The sequence below is a fragment of the Lentzea fradiae genome, assembly GCF_900100955.1.
In the GTDB taxonomy this organism is placed as follows: Bacteria; Actinomycetota; Actinomycetes; order Mycobacteriales; family Pseudonocardiaceae; genus Lentzea; species Lentzea fradiae.
This window is the reverse complement of the sequence record NZ_FNCC01000010.1, coordinates 209825-225983: the sequence shown is the minus strand read 5'-3', so window position 1 is coordinate 225983 and position 16159 is coordinate 209825. Positions and strand designations below refer to the sequence as shown.

At 72.0% G+C, this 16159-nt stretch carries 13 protein-coding genes; 5 read left to right on the top strand and 8 right to left on the bottom strand.

The genetic code is table 11. From position 1 onward, the window contains the following. Positions 1-35: 35 nt before the first annotated feature. Positions 36-1337: a M20/M25/M40 family metallo-hydrolase gene (locus BLT23_RS24490; RefSeq protein ID WP_090052538.1), complete on the bottom strand. Its 1302-nt coding sequence runs from the start codon at positions 1335-1337 to the stop codon at positions 36-38. A gap of 17 nt (positions 1338-1354) precedes the next feature. After that, on the bottom strand, positions 1355-2182 hold the full coding sequence (locus BLT23_RS24485) for a M55 family metallopeptidase (protein ID WP_245744137.1): 828 nt from the start codon (positions 2180-2182) through the stop codon (positions 1355-1357). Positions 2183-2224: 42 nt separating this feature from the next. Between BLT23_RS24485 and BLT23_RS24480 the strand changes: the two genes are divergently transcribed. From BLT23_RS24480 to BLT23_RS24465, 4 genes are read left to right on the top strand one after another with little or no spacing between them, the layout of a single operon-like run. Next, the gene (locus tag BLT23_RS24480) at positions 2225-3979 is read left to right on the top strand and encodes an ABC transporter substrate-binding protein (RefSeq protein ID WP_245744136.1); all 1755 of its coding nucleotides are present in this window, start codon (positions 2225-2227) and stop codon (positions 3977-3979) included. Beyond that, the gene (locus BLT23_RS24475; RefSeq protein WP_281248886.1) at positions 3980-4930 is read left to right on the top strand and encodes an ABC transporter permease; all 951 of its coding nucleotides are present in this window, start codon (positions 3980-3982) and stop codon (positions 4928-4930) included. Further along, entirely contained in the window at positions 4927-5736 is an 810-nt protein-coding gene (locus BLT23_RS24470; protein WP_090052530.1) for an ABC transporter permease, read from the top strand. Before BLT23_RS24475 ends, BLT23_RS24470 begins: the two co-directional genes overlap by 4 nt. 4 nt (positions 5737-5740) lie before the next feature. After that, entirely contained in the window at positions 5741-7270 is a 1530-nt protein-coding gene (locus tag BLT23_RS24465) for an ATP-binding cassette domain-containing protein (RefSeq protein ID WP_090052528.1), read from the top strand. On the opposite strand, the gene BLT23_RS24460 is transcribed toward BLT23_RS24465, so the two are convergent. Together BLT23_RS24460 and BLT23_RS24455 are read right to left on the bottom strand one after the other, a co-directional pair. Further along, complete coding sequence (locus BLT23_RS24460) at positions 7215-10001, bottom strand: AfsR/SARP family transcriptional regulator (protein ID WP_090052527.1); 2787 nt, start codon at positions 9999-10001, stop codon at positions 7215-7217. The genes BLT23_RS24465 and BLT23_RS24460 overlap by 56 nt on opposite strands. A 29-nt stretch (positions 10002-10030) precedes the next feature. Continuing rightward, complete coding sequence (locus BLT23_RS24455) at positions 10031-10426, bottom strand: cupin domain-containing protein (RefSeq protein WP_090052524.1); 396 nt, start codon at positions 10424-10426, stop codon at positions 10031-10033. A 52-nt stretch (positions 10427-10478) separates the two neighbouring features. Between BLT23_RS24455 and BLT23_RS24450 the strand changes: the two genes are divergently transcribed. Further along, complete coding sequence (locus BLT23_RS24450) at positions 10479-11462, top strand: GlxA family transcriptional regulator (protein WP_090052522.1); 984 nt, start codon at positions 10479-10481, stop codon at positions 11460-11462. Between the two features lie 29 nt (positions 11463-11491). Here the strand turns inward: BLT23_RS24450 and ligD (BLT23_RS24445) are convergent, their stop codons facing one another. The 4 genes from ligD (BLT23_RS24445) to BLT23_RS24430 form a co-directional block, all read right to left on the bottom strand. Then, positions 11492-12376, bottom strand: coding sequence for a non-homologous end-joining DNA ligase (gene ligD / locus BLT23_RS24445; protein WP_245744135.1), 885 nt, complete (start codon positions 12374-12376; stop codon positions 11492-11494). Then, the gene (ligD, locus tag BLT23_RS24440; RefSeq protein ID WP_090052520.1) at positions 12366-13808 is read right to left on the bottom strand and encodes a non-homologous end-joining DNA ligase; all 1443 of its coding nucleotides are present in this window, start codon (positions 13806-13808) and stop codon (positions 12366-12368) included. Before ligD (BLT23_RS24440) ends, ligD (BLT23_RS24445) begins: the two co-directional genes overlap by 11 nt. After that, positions 13808-14632, bottom strand: a complete 825-nt coding sequence (ku, locus tag BLT23_RS24435; protein ID WP_090052518.1) for a non-homologous end joining protein Ku — start codon at positions 14630-14632, stop codon at positions 13808-13810. Before ku ends, ligD (BLT23_RS24440) begins: the two co-directional genes overlap by 1 nt. A gap of 129 nt (positions 14633-14761) precedes the next feature. Next, the gene (locus tag BLT23_RS24430; protein ID WP_090052516.1) at positions 14762-15739 is read right to left on the bottom strand and encodes a tyrosine-type recombinase/integrase; all 978 of its coding nucleotides are present in this window, start codon (positions 15737-15739) and stop codon (positions 14762-14764) included. Positions 15740-16159 lie beyond the last annotated feature (420 nt).

Below are 16159 nucleotides of genomic sequence, written 5' to 3'. Positions count from 1 at the left end.
TCCGTCCCCCGGTCGTGGTGACGCGGACGCCGCGGTCAGCTCGACAGGAAGCGGTCGAGCACGCGGGCGCCGAACTCCAGTCCGGAGACGGGGACGCGTTCGTCGACGCCGTGGGCCATCGCGCGGTAGTCGTACCCGGCGGGCAGCAGCAGCGGGGCGAAGCCGTAGCAGTCGATGCCGAGCCTGCTGAACGCCTTGGCGTCGGTGCCGCCGCCCAGGCAGTACGGCACGACGGTGGCGCGGGGGTCCTCGTCGCGCAGCGCGTCGGCCATCGCGGTGAACCACGGGGTGTCGATCGGGGCCTCGACGGGCGGCTGGTGTTCGAGGAACTCGCGGGTCACGCCGGGTTCGAGCAGCGCGTCGACGGTGGCGACGAGCTCGTCGACGGTGCCGGGCAGGGTGCGGACGTCGACCTGGGCGGTGGCGGTGCCGGGGATGACGTTGACCTTGTAGCCGGCCTGCAGCACGGTCGGCGTCGTCGAGCAGCGCACGGTGTTCTCGACGAGCTTGGCGGCGGGGCCGAGGCGGGCGATGGTGGCGTCGACGTCGTCGAGGTCGACCTCCACGCCCAGCGCCTTGCCGGCGCCGACGAGGAACGCCTCGGCGGTCGGGGTGAGCCGCACCGGGTGGTCGTGCGCGGCGAGGCGGGCCAGGGTGGTGACCAGGGCGGTGACGGCGTTGCTGTCGTTGCGGCGAGAGCCGTGCCCTGCGCGGCCGGTGGCGGTGAGGCGCAGGTGGGAGGTGCCGCGTTCGGCGGTGCCGACGGGGTAGAGCCGGACGGTGTCCCCCGAGGCGGTGCCGACGTCGAAGGAGAAGCCGCCGGACTCGCTGATGGCGGCCCGCACCCCGGCGAAGTGGGCGGCGTGGTGCTCGACGAGCCAGTGCGCGCCGTGGGCGCCCTGGTCCTCCTCGTCGGCGACGAACGCCAGCACGACGTCGCGGCGCGGGCGGCGGCCCTCGGTGTGCCAGCGGTGGACCACGGCCAGCGTCATCGCGACCATGTCCTTCATGTCGACGGCGCCGCGGCCGTGCACGAACCCGTCGCGGATCTCACCGCCGAACGGGTCGAAGCTCCACTCGGCGGGGTCGGCGGGCACGACGTCGAGGTGGGCGTGGACGAGCACGGCGGGCAGCGACGGGTCGGTGCCGGGGACGCGGGCGAGCACGTTGGTGCGCCGCGGCGCGGGTTCGAGCAGGGTGGGTGCCACGCCGGCGTCGTGCAGGACGGCGGCGACGTGGTCGGCGGCCTCCCGTTCGCCCGCGGACTCACCGCCGCCGCGGTTGGTCGTGTCGAAGCGGATGAGCTGCGCACAGAGCTGTGCCACGTCCAGCGTCATGGCCGCCACCCTACGTTTCAGCCGTAGATGCCTTCGACGGCCCCGGACGCGACGTAGGTGACCACCTTGAACGCCTTCATCGCCGCGGTCATGGACTCCGCGTCGAAGCCCACGCGGCGCACGCCGATCTGCTCGACGGTGGGGACGACGGCGGCGGCCTCGGCGAGGTGGGTGGCGTCGAACTCGACCTCGACGCGGTGCGCCGTCACCGCACCGGTGGTGTGCCCGGCGTGGGACATCGCGGCCGTCGCCGCCGCGGTGATCCTGTCGGCGGTGACGGCGGGTGGCAGGCACACGGCGGCGTAGCGCGACACGCAGTCCTTGACCGCCACGACCTGCGCCCCTGGCGCGTAGGCGAGGGCGTCGGCGCAGGTGAGGTCGTCGCCGGTGACCAGCAGCACCGGCACGCCGTGCTCGGCGGCCAGCGCGGCGTTGAGGCGGCCCTCGGAGGCGGGCACGCCGTCGAGCCACACGCCGGTGATGGAGTTCTCCAGGTAGGTGTGGGCGAGCACGCCGGGCGCGCCGGCACCGGTGTGGTAGCCGAGGAACACCACGCCGTCGACGCCGGTGTCGACGCCCTGCATCATCGACAGCGGCTTGTGCCGGCCGGTGAGCAGCCGGGCGCCGGGATGCAGGTCCTCGAGCAGCAGGTTGCGCTGGGAGGAGTGGGCCTCGTTGACCAGCACGCCGGTCGCGCCGCCGGCGAGCAGGCCGGTGACGCAGGCGTTGACGTCGCCGGTGAACAGCCGCCGGAAGCGCTGCCACTGCTCGGTTCCCGGAAGGACGTCCCCGGTCCAGGTGACTCCGGTGGCGCCTTCCATGTCCGCCGAGATCATGATCCGCACACCGGTAAGTTAGCGGCGGGCTGCTGGGGAAGAGGGGTTTTCGTGCGGGTGAAGTTGTGCGTGTTGCTCGCGGTGGCGACGACGCTGGGTCTGGCCGCGCCCGCGGCCACGGCCCAGGCACCGGTGATCCTCAAGGTCGCGATCGTGCAGCAGATCGACTCGTTGAACCCGTTCCTGGCCGTGTTCCAGTCGAGCACGGAGATCAACAAGCTGATGTACGACTACCTCACGGCGTACTCGGCCGACGACCAGGCGGTCGTGGAGGGCCTGGCGAGACGCTGGGAAGCCTCACCGGACAAGCTCACCTGGACCTTCACCGTCCCCGACGGCAAGAAGTGGTCCGACGGGGAGCCCATCACCGCCCACGACGTGGCGTTCACCTACAACCTGATGCTCACCGACGAGGCCGCCCGCACCGCCAACGGCAGCTTCGTCGCGAACTTCGAGTCCGTCACCGCCCCCGACGACCGCACGGTCGTGATCAGGACGAAGGCGCCGCAGGTCACGATGCTCGCGCTCGACGTCCCGATCGTGCCCAGACACGTGTGGGAGCAGGTCGGCAGCGTCAAGGACTACGCCAACGACCGCATGCCGGTGGTCGGTTCCGGGCCGTTCGTGCTGACCGAGCACGTGCCGGGGCAGTTCATCAAGCTGCGCGCCAACGAGGGCTACTGGCGGGGCGCGCCGAAGTACGACGAGCTGCACTTCGTGTACTTCCAGAACTCCGACGCCGCGGTGCAGGCGCTGGCCAAGGGCGAGATCGACCTGGTCAACCGCATGGCGCCGGCGCAGTTCGACTCGCTGGAGGGCAAGGCGGGCGTGACGCGCAACCAGGCGCAGGGCCGCCGCTTCACCGAGCTGCTGATCAACCCCGGTGCCCGCACCCGCACCGGTGAGCCGATCGGCGACGGCCACCCGGCGCTGCGGGACGTGCGGGTGCGGCGGGCGATCGCGCAGGCGATCGACCTCGACGCGCTGGTGGATCGGGTGAACCACGGCTACGCGGAGAAGGGCGCCGGGCTGGTGCCGCCGGTGTTCGCGAAGTGGCACTGGCGGCCGGAGCCCGGTCAGGAACGCCCGTTCGACCCGGACGCCGCGAACGCCGCCCTCGACGCGGCGGGACACCCGCGGGGCGCCGACGGCACCCGGTTCTCGCTGCGGCTGACCGGACGCGCCGGGCGGGCCTACGACGAGCAGGCCGCCGAGCACCTGAAGCGGTCGATGAGCGACATCGGCATCGCGCTGGACGTGCGGCTGGTGTCGGACAACCAGCTCAACGAGGCGACCACGGCCGCGACCTACGACCTGGCGTTCTCGGGCTGGGCGACGAGCGTGGACCCGGACTTCATCCTGGGCCTGCACACGTGCGCGCAGCGGCCGGGCGCGGACGGCAAGGGCGGCACGACCGACGCCTACTTCTGCGACGAGACCTATGACCGCCTGTACGCGCAGCAGCTCTCGGAGTTCGACGAGGGCCGCCGCCGGGACCTCGTGCGGCAGATGCAGGCGCGTTTTTACGACCAGGTGCCCGCGGTGGTGCTGGCCTACGACAACGCGCTGGAGGCGTACCGCTCCGACCACTTCGCCCGGTTCACCACGCAGCCCGCGCACGGCGGCGTGATCATGGCGCAGAACGGTGTGTGGGGCTACTACCAGGCTGAACCCGCCGAGGTGACCGCCGCGCGACCGCGCGGGTGGGGTGGGTTCGCGGCGGCCGGCGCGGCGATGGCGGCGGTGCTGGTGGCGATCGTGGCCTACGCGCTGCGGCGCCGGGCGACGGCCGGGGAGCGGGAGTAGGTGCGTCTCGCCGGTCGTGCCGGGGGTGCCGCGCTGAGCCTGGTCATGGTGGCGGTGCTGGGTTTCTTCCTGTTCCGGGTGGTGCCCGGCGACCCCGTCGTGTCGATGACGCGCGGCCGTCCGACGACGGCGGCGATGCAGGCCGAGCTGCGCGCGCGGTTCGGCCTGGACCGCCCGCTGCACGAGCAGTTCTGGTCCTACTTCACCGGGCTGCTGCGCGGTGACCTGGGCACGTCGTTCACGTTCCGCCGCCCGGTCGCGGACGTGATCGCCGAACGGCTCGGGCCGACGCTGCTGCTGGTGGGCACCGCGACGCTGGTCGCGGTGCTGCTCGGGCTGTGGCTGGGCGTGCGGGCCGGGTGGCGGCGCGGCTCGCCGTTCGACCGGGTGACGACCGGGGTGTCGCTGACGTTGTGGGCGGTGCCGACGTTCTGGCTCGGCATGCTGCTGATGATGGCCACCGGAGACCTGTTCCCCTCACGCGGCATGCGCGACACCGACACACCGCCGGACTTCGTCTCGCAGTCCCTCGACGTCGCGCACCACCTGGTGCTGCCGTCGGTGACGCTGGTGGCGGTGGTGTGCGCGGAGTACGTGCTGGTGATGCGGTCGTCGTTGCTGGAGGAGACGACCGCGCCGTACCTGGTGACGGCGCGGGCGAAGGGCCTGCGCGACGACCTGGTGCGGCGCCGGCACGCGGTGCCCAACGCGGTGCTGCCCGCGATCACGCTGGTGTTCCTGCGGTTCGGGCTGGTGGTGGGCGGCGCGATCACGACGGAGACGGTGTTCTCCTGGCCGGGCCTGGGCCTGTTGTTCTACGACGCGCTGACCGGGCCGGACTACTTCCTGCTGCAGGGGCTGCTGGTGGTGACGGCGGGCGCGGTCGTGGTGATGAACCTGCTGGCCGACCTGCTGCACGGGGTGCTGGACCCGCGGGTGAGGGCCGCGTGAACCGGGCCGGGAAAGCGGGCGCGGCCGTGCTGGCGGTGGCCGCGCTGGTCGCCGTCCTCGCGCCGCTGCTGGTCCCCGCCGACGCGCTGGACGTGACGCGGGTGACCGACGCGCCGTGGCGTCCGCCGGGGGCAGGGCACTGGCTGGGCACCGACCACGCGGGCCGGTCGGTGGCGTTGCTGGTGCTGCAGGGCACGGGGACGTCGTTGTTCGTGGGGCTGACGGCGGCGGTGCTGTCGGTGGGCATCGGCACGCTGGTGGGGGTGCTGTCGGGGCACTTCGGCGGGCTGGCGGCGGGGGCGTTGCTGCGGGTGACGGACTTCTTCCTGGTGCTGCCGTCGCTGGTGCTGGCGATCGCGTTGTCGACGGTGCTGCCGCGCGGCCTGGGCACGATCGTGCTGGCGATCGGGCTGACGAGCTGGCCGTCGACGGCGCGGATGGTGCGGGCGCAGACGCTGACGATCGAGGCGCGGCCGTTCGTGGAACGCGCGCGGGCGCTGGGCGGCGGGCACACGCACGTGATCGGCCGGCACGTGCTGCCGTCGGTGGTGCCGCTGGTGCTGGTCAACGCGACGCTGGCGGTGGCGTCGTCGATCGTGGCGGAGTCGACGCTGGCGTTTCTGGGGCTGGGCGACCCGACGCGGATCTCGTGGGGCGCGCTGCTGCACCAGGCGCAGCTGCACGGGGCGGTGCCGCAGCGGGCGTGGTGGTTCCTGCTGCCGCCCGGGGTGGCGATCGTGGTGGTGGTGCTGGCGTTCACGCTGGTGGGCCGCGCCCTCGAAGCCGTCGTGACGCCGAGGAGGTGAACCGGTGCTGGAGCTGCGCAACCTCACCGTGCACCACGGGTCCAAGCGGGTCGTGGACGACGTGTCGCTGACGCTCGCGCCGGGCCGGACGCTCGGGCTGGCGGGTGAGTCGGGGTCGGGCAAGTCGACGGTGGCGATGTCGGTGCTGCGGCTGCTGCCGAAGTCCGCGCGGGTCGACGGGCAGGTGCTGCTCGACGGCGAGGACGTCGGGACGATGTCGTGGGGCCGGTTGCGGGCGGTGCGGTGGTCCTCGGCGTCGATCGTGTTCCAGGGCGCCATGCACTCGCTCAACCCGGTGCGCCGCGTCGGTGACCAGATCGCCGAGCCGATGCGGCTGCACGGCACCCCGGGCAGCGTCGCGGAGCTGCTGGAGCAGGTGGAGCTGCCCCGGGACAAGGCGCGGGCCTACCCGCACGAGCTGTCGGGCGGGCAGAAGCAGCGGGTGATGATCGCGATGGCGCTGGCGTGCCGGCCGCGGCTGGTGGTCGCGGACGAACCGACCACGGCGCTGGACGTGCTGGTGCAGGCGCAGGTGCTGGGGGTGCTGACACGGCTGGTGGCCGAGCAGGACCTGGGGCTGCTGATGATCAGCCACGACCTGTCGGTCCTCGCCTCCACCTGCACCGATCTCGCGGTGATGCACCGCGGCGCCGTGGTGGAACGCGGCCGCACCCGCGAGGTGATCGCCGCGCCGCGGCACCCGCACACGGCGGCGCTGGCGGCGGCGTTCCCGGTGATCGGCGACCCGGCCCACCGCTGGACCGAACCCAGCCCGGAGTCCACGCGGGAGCCGTTGCTGGCGGTGCGGGACCTGGTGGTCGACTACGGCCGCACCCGCGCGGTCGACGGCGTGGACCTGGAGGTCGGCCAGGGCGAGATCGTGGCGCTGGTGGGCCAGTCCGGTTCCGGCAAGACGACGCTGGCCCGCACGATCATGGGGCTGCGCGCGCCCTCGTCCGGTCAGGTGCTGTTCGACGGCGTGCCGGTGCCGGCCAAGGGCAAGGCGCTCAAGGCGTTGCGCCGCCAGGTCCAGCTGGTGCTGCAGGACCCGGCGAGCGCGCTCAACCCGCGCCACCGGGTGGCCGACGCGGTCGCGGAGGGCCTGCGCGTGCACGGCCTCACCGACAACCTGGACGCGCGGGTGGCGGAGGCGGTGGAACGGGCGGAGCTGCGTCCGGCGAGCCTGTACCTGGACGCGTTGCCGCACGAGCTGTCGGGTGGGCAGCAGCAGCGGGTGGTGATCGCCGGGGCGCTGGTGCTGGGGCCGCGGCTGCTGGTGGCCGACGAACCGGTCGCCTCGCTGGACGCGTCGGTGCGCGGGGAGGTCGTGGCGCTGCTGCTGCGGCTGCGCCGCGAGCTGGGCCTGGCGTGCCTGCTGATCACCCACGACCTGGGCCTGGCGTGGCAGGTCGCCGACCGGGTCGCGGTGATGCACCGGGGACGGGTCGTGGAGCAGGGCCCGGCCGGGCAGGTGCTGCTCAGCCCGTCACACGACTACACGCGGGCGCTGGTGGACGCGGCGCCGACGCTGTAGCGGACGGCAGAGCGTCGAGCTCGGCGCGCAGGGCGGCTTCGGTGACGCGGTTGCGTTGACCGGCGGCGCGCAGCACCGCGTCCTCGAAGTGCCGGCGTGCCGCGCCGTGGTCGCCGGCGGCCGCGGCGATGCGGCCGCGTTCGGCCGCGATGTGGCAGCGCAGCTCGTCGGGCCCGTACCAGCCGCCGGGGGTGAGCTCCCAGGCCCTGTCGCACTCCGCGGCGGCGGCGGTGTGGTCCCCGGCGCGGCGGGCGAGCCCGGCGAGGCCGAGGTGGGCGCCTGCCTGCACGACGAGCGCCCCCGAGCGGCGCGCCAGCTTCAGCGCCACGCCGAAGTCGGTGCGGGCCGCGTCGAGGTCACCGGCCGCGAGGCGGGCGTGGCCGCGGGCGGTGACGGCTTCGGCGGTGTCCTCGGTGGCGCCGAGCTCGCGCAGCAGAGCGCGGGCCCGTTCGGCGTGCTCCAGCGCGGCCACCGCGTCGCCCGAGGCCAGGGTGAGCTCGCTGAGCTGCGCGAACGCCAGCGCCGCACCCCACCGGTCACCGATGCGGGTGAACGCCTGCGCGCCGCGCCGCAGCAGCTGCTCACCCGCCGCCTGGTCGCCGCTCTGGCGGGCCATCAGGCCGTCGCCGACTAGGGCGAGCGCGGCGCTCCACGGGTCGTCGCCGAGCATGCGGGTGCGGTGGTGCCAGACCGGGGAGCCGCTCTCGGGCGCGCCCAGCGCCATGCCCCACATCATGGTCATGATCGGGAAGCGCGGCGGCCCGGTGAGGCTGTGGGTGAGGGCGTCGGCCTGGCGGATGCGCGCGGTCTGGTCGCCGGTCGCGACGGGCCAGGCGATCAGCAGGCACAGCGCGTACTCCTGCTCCAAGCCGGGCGGCGGGGTCTCGCCGCACGCGCGCAGCACGGCCTCGGCCCTGGTGGCGGCCTCGGTGCGCAGGCCGCGGAACCAGTAGTAGGTCGACAGGGCCGCGACCAGCCGCAACGCCAGGCACGGGTCGTGGCCGGTGGCCCAGGTGACGGCGGCGACGAGGTCGTCGTGGTCGGCGGTGAGGCTCGCGAGCCACCGGACCTGGTCGTGGGAACGCAGGTGCGGTTCGGCCTCCCGCGCCCGGTCCAGGAACCAGCGGGCGTGACGGGCGCGCAGATCGGGTGCGCGGGCGGCGCAGAACGCGCGGATGGTGTCGAGCATCCGGTAGCGGTCGCCGTGCATCTCGACCAGGGACTTGTCCACCAGCGAGGTGAGCACGCCGACGTCGGAGCCGGTGACGGCGGTGACCGCGGCCAGCGACGCGCTGCCGGTGAACACGGTGAAACGGGCGGCCAGGTCGCGTTCGGCGTCGTCGAGCAGCTCCCAGCTCCACTCGACGACGGCGTGCAACGTGCGATGCCGGGGCGCGGCGGTGCGGGGGCCGTGCGAGAGCAACCGGAACCGGTCGTCGAGGCGGGCGGCGATCTCGCTCAGCGGCAACGTCCGCACGCGGGCGGCGGCCAGCTCGACGGCGAGCGCGATGCCGTCCAGCCGCCGGCACACCTCGGCGACCAGGGCGTGCTCGCCGGTGAAACCGGGAGCGACGGCCCGCGCCCGGTCACCGAACAGGCGGGCGGCGGCGGCCTCGTCCAGACCGGTGACGGGATGCAGCGTCTCACCGGTGATGCCGAGCGGTTCACGGCTGGTCGCGAGCACCCGCACGCCCGCGCACGTGGTCAGCAGGCCGCCGAGCACACGGGCGGCCTCGTCGACGACGTGCTCGCAGTTGTCGGCGACGAGCAGGATCTCGCGGGCCGACAGGGCGGCGCGCAGCCGCTGCTCGACCCCGGCCGCCGCGCCGTCGAGCAGCCCGGCCTCGCGCGCACCGACACCGTCGAGCAGAGCACGCGCGACGTCGGTGGTGGCGCTGAGATCGACGAACGCCACCTCTCCCCGGTCACGGGCGGCCACCTCGGCGGCCAGCCGGGTCTTGCCGGTGCCGCCGGGCCCGACGAGCGTGACCAGGCGGTGCCCGGCCAGCTGCGCGGTGACACGGCGCAGGTCGTCATCGCGGCCGACGAAGCTGGTCAGCTGCTCGGGCACGCCCCGATGCGGCGCGGCCGCCCGCAGCACCTCCACGTGCGCTGCGGCCAGCACGGGGGAGGGGTCGACGCCGAGCTCGTCGGCCAGCAGCGCCCGTCCCTGCTCGAACACCCGCAACGCCTCGGACGTGTGACCGTCGCGGTGCAAGGCCCGCATCACCGCGGCCCGCACGTCCTCACGCAACGGGTGCCGCGCCAGCAGCTCACACAGGTCCGCGATCGTGCCACCGGCGAGCACACTGCGCACGAACAGCTCCGTCAGCCGGTGCCGCGCCTGCTCGGCGAACGGCGCGTCCACATCGGCCAGCGCGGTGCCGCGCCACAACGCCAGCGCCTGCGCGCCCCGCCCGGCATCCAGCAGCTCGGCGCAGCGGTGCGCGTCCACGTCCGACGGGTCCGCGACCAGCCGGTAGCCGGCGGGGTGGTGCTCGACCAGCAGCCCCGGCACGCTCCGGCGCAACCGCGAGACCTGCGACTGCAACGCGTTGACGGCACCGGAGGGCGGCTCGGGGTAGAGACCATCGACCAGCCGGTCGTGCCCGACGACACGGCCCGCCTCCAGCGCCAGCAACGCGAGCAGGGCCCGCTGCCGGGGCGCCGCCACCGCGACCACCCCCTGATCGCCGCGCACCTCGACCGGCCCCAGCACCCCGAACCTCACACCGCGTGATTCTGACGCACCCCACGCCCTCAGGTGTGCAATTCGTGGCCGGTCGTCGCGTCCACGTGCGCGGGGACCTCACCATCGTGGCGGTCACCGACAGTCGGAGTGCCGGAAGGCTCGAACATCAGGATCGACGCGCCACCAGGCGCCGACGGACGGTGGTAGGTGCCGCGCGGCACGGTGAACACCGACCCGCGAGGCAGCACGACGGTGCGTTCACCGCCCGCCTCGCGCAGGGCCAAGTGCAGCTCGCCACCCAGGACCAGGAAGAACTCGTCGGTGTGGTCGTGAACGTGCCAGACATGCTCACCGGAGACCTTCGCGACACGGACGTCGTAGTCGTTGACACGGGTGACGATGCGCGGGCTCCACAGGGCCTCGAAGGAGGCCAGGGCGTCGTCCAGGGCGATGGGTTCGATCATGCGACCAGCCTGACGCCCACCACCGCACGGCCGTGAGTGCTAGGAATCGCACATGCCGCAAGAATCCTCGCACCGGGTCGTCGTCATCGTCGACGCGAACTCCAACCCGTTCGAATTGGGCTGCGCGACCGAGGTGTTCGGCCTGCGCCGCCCCGAGCTCGGCCGCGACCTCTACGACTTCCGCCTGTGCTCACCCGACCCGGGCACGGTGATGCGCGACGGGTTCTTCACCCTCACCGGCGTCGCCGGCCTGGACGCGGCCGACCAGGCCGACACGCTGATCGTGCCCAACCGGCCCGACATCGACACACCCCGCCGCCGCGAAGTGCTCGACACCGTCCGCCGCGCCCACACCAGAGGCACGCGGCTCGTCGGGTTCTGCAGCGGCGCGTTCACCCTCGCCGAAGCCGGAGTCCTCGACGGCCGCCGCGCCACCGCGCACTGGCAGTGGGCAGAGCAGTTCCGCGCCCGCTTCCCCGCGGTGCGGCTGGAACCGGACGTGCTGTTCGTCGACGACGGCGACATCCTCACCTCCGCGGGCAGCGCCGCCGCCCTCGACCTGGGCCTGCACCTCGTGCGCCGCGACCACGGCGCCGAGGTCGCCGCCTCCGTCAGCCGCCGCCTCGTCTTCGCCGCCCACCGCGACGGCGGCCAACGCCAGTTCGTCGAACGCCCCGTGCCCGAACTGCCCGACGAGTCCCTGGCACCCCTGCTCGCCTGGGCACAACAGCACCTCGACACCGCCCTCACCGTCCCCGCACTGGCCGCCCACGCCAACATCAGCCCGGCGACCCTGCACCGCCGCTTCCGCGCCCAGCTCGGCACCACCCCGCTGGCCTGGCTGACCGGCGAACGCGTCACGCTCGCCCGCAGACTGATCGAGCTGGGGGAGTCGCGCCTGGACGTCGTGGCCCGCCGCACCGGCCTGGGCACCGCCACGACACTGCGCACGGTGCTGCGCCGCGAGACGGGCCTGACACCGTCGCAGTACCGGCGCCGGTTCGGACAAGGCGGGCTGAGCAGGCAGGCGGGCTGACCCGCGCGTGGCCCCGCCACCCACACACCTCACGACCCGAACAGGTCACCCGCCGCCGACACCCGCTCCAGCACCTCACCCGCCGTGAACACCAGGTCCTCCACCACCTGACACTCCTCGACCTCGTCCCACGTCACCGGCGCCGACACCGTCGGCCGCTCCCGCGCCCGCAACGAGTACGGCGCCACCGTCGTCTTCGCCGGGTTGTTCTGCGACCAGTCGATCAACACCTTCCCCGGCCGCTGCGCCTTCGCCATCGTCGACACCACCAGCTCCGGAACCTCCTTCGCCAGCCGCCGAGCCACCCCCTTCGCATACTCCGACGTGTCCTTCGCCGGCGCATACGCGTACACCTGCAACCCCTTGTTCCCCGACGTCTTCGCCCACGCGTCCACACCGTCGTCATCCAGCACCGTGCGCACCAGCTCCGCCACCCGGCAACACTCCACCAACGACGCCGGCGCACCCGGATCCAGGTCGAACACCAGCAGATCCGGATCCCGCTTCCCCCCACGCGGACCCACCGTCCACTGCGGCACGTGCAACTCCAGCGCCGCCAGGTTCGCCAGCCACACCAACGTCGCCAGCTCGTCCACCATCACGTAGTTGACGGTCTCGTTGCCCTTCACCGACCCCGGCGACTCCAACCGCATCGTCCGCACCCACCCCGGACGGTGCTCCGCCGCGTTCTTCTCGAAGAACCACTTCCCGTCCACCCCGTTCGGGAACCGCTTCAACGTCACCGGACGATCCTTCAGATGGGGGAGCAGCACCGGCGCGATCCGGGTGTAGTAGTCGATCACCTCACCCTTGGTGAACCCGAACTCCGGATACATCTCCTTCTCCAGGTTCGTCAGCTTCACCACCCGGTCCTCGACCCGCACCGAGACCTCGTTCGGCCCGTCACCACTCAACCCGCCGCACCTCCTCAGGAGACTTGTCCGGCCGCAACCCCCGCCACGCCGGAAACCGCATCCGCCCGTCCGGCGTCCACTGCCGGAACACCACCTCGGCCACCAGCTCCGGCTCCACCCACCTCGCACCCCGCGACCGCTCCCGCGGCATCTCCGTCACGAACGGCGACGAGCGCCGCGCCAACGCCTTCAACCGCGGCGTCAGCACCGCCAGCTCCGCATCGTTGAACCCCGTGCCCACCGACCCCGCGAACGCCAGCCCGTCACCCCGCGGAATACCCAGCAACAACGCCCCGATCACCCCCGACCGCTTGCCCTCACCCATCCGCCAGCCCCCGATCACCACCTCCTGCGCCATCAAATCGGTGATCTTGCGCCACACCGGCGACCGCACCCCCGGCTGATACACCGAGTCCAGCCGCTTCGCCACCACACCCTCGAGCCCCTGCTCACGACTCGCCGCCAGCACCGCCGCCCCGTCCGAGTCGTACGACGGGGGAGTCAGCCAATGCGGCCCCCGCAGCTCCAACCCCTCCAACAACTCACGCCGCTTCACCAACGGCAACTGCACCAACGACGTCCCGTCCAAATGCAGAAGATCGAACAACAACAACGTCACCGGATACCGCCGCGCCGCCCGCCGCGCCGCATCCGACTTGCTCACATGCATCCGGTTCTGCAACGCGCTGAAACTCGGCCGACCACCCTGCAACGCCACGATCTCCCCGTCCAGCAACGCCTCCGTCGCCCCCAGCTGCGCCCCCAGCGCCTGCAACTCCGGATACGCCACCGTGATGTCGTTGCCCAGCCGCGACCACGCCTGCACCCGGCCACCCTCGACCCGCAGGACCGCCCGCACCCCGTCCCACTTGAACTCGTACGCCCACTGGTCGTCGTCATCGGAAGGAAGCGGCCCCGGCACCGCCAGCATCGGCTTCACCGACTCCGGCAACACCTGCCAGTCCGGCCGCGCCGCAGCATGCCGACGCTTCACCATCCAGTTCTTCCCGTCCCCACCCGACCGGAAGAACACGAACTGCCCCCGCACCCGCTGACCGCGCAACACCACATCGACCTCGCGGTCAGACCACTTCACCGTCTCGTACCGGCCGCGGTCCCACAGCAACATCTCCCCGCCGCCGTACTCACCCTTCGGAATCTCACCCGAGAACTCCGCGTACTCCAACGGGTGATCCTCGGTGTGCACCGCCAACCGCACCACGTCCGTCGTCGGCGGCAACCCCTTCGGCACCGCCCACGACACCAAAACCCCACCACGCTCCAACCGCACGTCCCAGTGCAAGCTCGACGCGTGATGCTCCTGGATCACGAACGTGTCATCGTCCCCACGCGGCAAGTCCCCAGCACCCGGCACAGGCTCCGGCGTCCGCGCCGGATCCCTCTTCCGCCGATACTCGTCAAGCCCCGCCACTACGCCGACGAAGCCTTCTTCTTCGGCACCGACTTCTTCCCAGACCCCTTACGACCCGCCTTCGCCTTCTCCACACTCCGCTCCAGAGCCGTCATCAGGTCGATCACATCGCCCTTGTCCTCGGCCTCCGGCTGCTCCGGCAGCTCAGCACCCTCCGCCTTCGCCGCGATCACCTTCTCCAGCGCATCCCGGTAGTCATCGGTGAACGTGTCCGGATCGAAGTCACCCGCCATCGACTCCACCAGCGACGTCGCCATCTTCAACTCCTGCGGACGCACCTCCACGTCCGCGTCCAGGAAGTCGAACTCCGCCTTCCGGATCTCATCCGGCCACAACATCGTGTGCATCACCAGCACGTCATCCCGAGCCCGGATCGTCGCCAACGTCTCCTTCTGCCGGATCGTGATCTTCACAACCGCCAGCTGACCCGTCTTCACCAACGCGTCCCGCAACAACACGTACGGCCGCGCCGCCGCCTTGTCCGGCTCCAGGTAATACGTCTTCTGGAAGAAGATCGGATCGATCTCCTCCACCGGCACGAACTCCAGCACCTCGATCGACTTGTCCGTCTTCACCGGCAGCTTCTCGAAGTCCTCCGGCTCCATGATCACCATCCGGCCGTCGTCCAGCTCATAGCCCTTGGTGATCTCCGAGTACTCCACCTCTTCACCGCACACCGAACACACACGCTTGTACCTGATGCGCCCGCCGTCCTCACGGTGCACCTGGTTGAAACGGAAGTCGTGCTCCTCGACAGCCGTGTAAAGGCGCACGGCGATCGTCACCAACCCGAAGGAGATGGCCCCACGCCACACGGATCTCATTCTCATTGGGTACCCCTGAAATGCGGTTTTCGCACCACCAGGTCACCCACTCGGCCCAACCGCACGACACACGGGCGACCCCCGGCCACACGCTCCGCACCGAGAGTCCCGCACCCCGCTGGAACCCCGCTACATGTCCCGCAAAGCCCGATACGTCCGATTGCTCGCCACCGCCGCCCGCCGCTCCCGCGCCGTCGCCTCGATGTAGTTCTGACTCGTCGCCAAACTCGCATGCCCCAGCAACGCCATGATCTCGCTCGCCGACGCCCCGTCCTCCGCCAGCCGCGTCGCGAACGTATGCCGCAACGCGTGCAAGTTCGCCCCCGTCGGCACCCGGTCGTTCAACCCCGCCCACCGGAAACACGACTTCACCAGGTACTCCAACCCACCCCGCCCGATCGGCTCACCATGCCGATCCCGCAACAACGCGCTGTCCCGGTCGAACCGCCCCTGCGGAAACCGCCGCCGGCAACTCGCCAGATACGCCTCCACGATCCGCTCCATCGGCGGCTCGATCGGCACCGACCGGTCCCGGTTGCCCTTCCCCTTCACGTGCAACCGCCGATCACCCTCCCGCCCCACCACGCTCGCCAGCGTCAACGTCCGCATCTCCGCACTGCGCAACCCCGCCACCAACCCCAGCGCGATCACCAGCACATCCCGCTCCGGCCACGGGTCACGCCCCTTGCGCGCCCCCTCCGCGGCCGCCGTCAGCAACTGCTCCGGCGTGTCCTCACCCCGCAACGGCTTCGGCACCAGCGGAGGCGTCTTCGGCCGCGCCACCGCCCCCATCGGGTTACCGGCGATCAGGTCCTCCGCCACGCAGAACGTCAGGAACTGATTCCACGTGGACCACGCCCGCAACACCGAGCTCCGCGCATGCGTGTCCGCGAACAACCCGAACGCGTGACGCAGGTTCGCCCCCGTCAGGTCCTGCACCACGAGCTCCTCGGCTGGCCGGGACAGCGTCTCGGCCAGCAGCGCGGTCACCCCGGCGAGATCCCGCTGGTAGGCCGCCGTGGTGTGCGGCGAGTCCTTGCGGGTCCGGCGGGCGAGGAAGAAGGCGTCCTGGGCGGCGAGCACGTGCATATGGATCTTGTACCCCACGGCACCGACAATTCCGGCCGCAGGGGAGGGGAGGACCCGTTCGGACCCACCCGGTGGGGGTGCGGGCTCGTCCGAGGTCAGAGCGGGGCGGAGCGATCTGCGGGCGGGGCCGGTTGGCGGGACGATGTCACCAGGCACGAGTCCCCGGCGAGGTTTGCCGAGAGTTCCGGCTCTCGGCGTGCTGTGCTCGGTGTGCTCTGTGCTGGATAATGGCGATTATGCATGAAATGTCCGTTTAGTCCGGGTTCGCTGTGGGGTTCGCCGGACGTTGGACCAGGTGGCGTCACTTGTCGGGGATCGTGAGCGTAATGACGCCCCGCCGCGTACGTCTCACTGACGACTCGTCGGTGCCGACCGCGCTCCGGCATCGCCGAGGTTGAGATGTTGAGGCGCCTGCGAGCGCGTTCGGCCTGCCCGCCG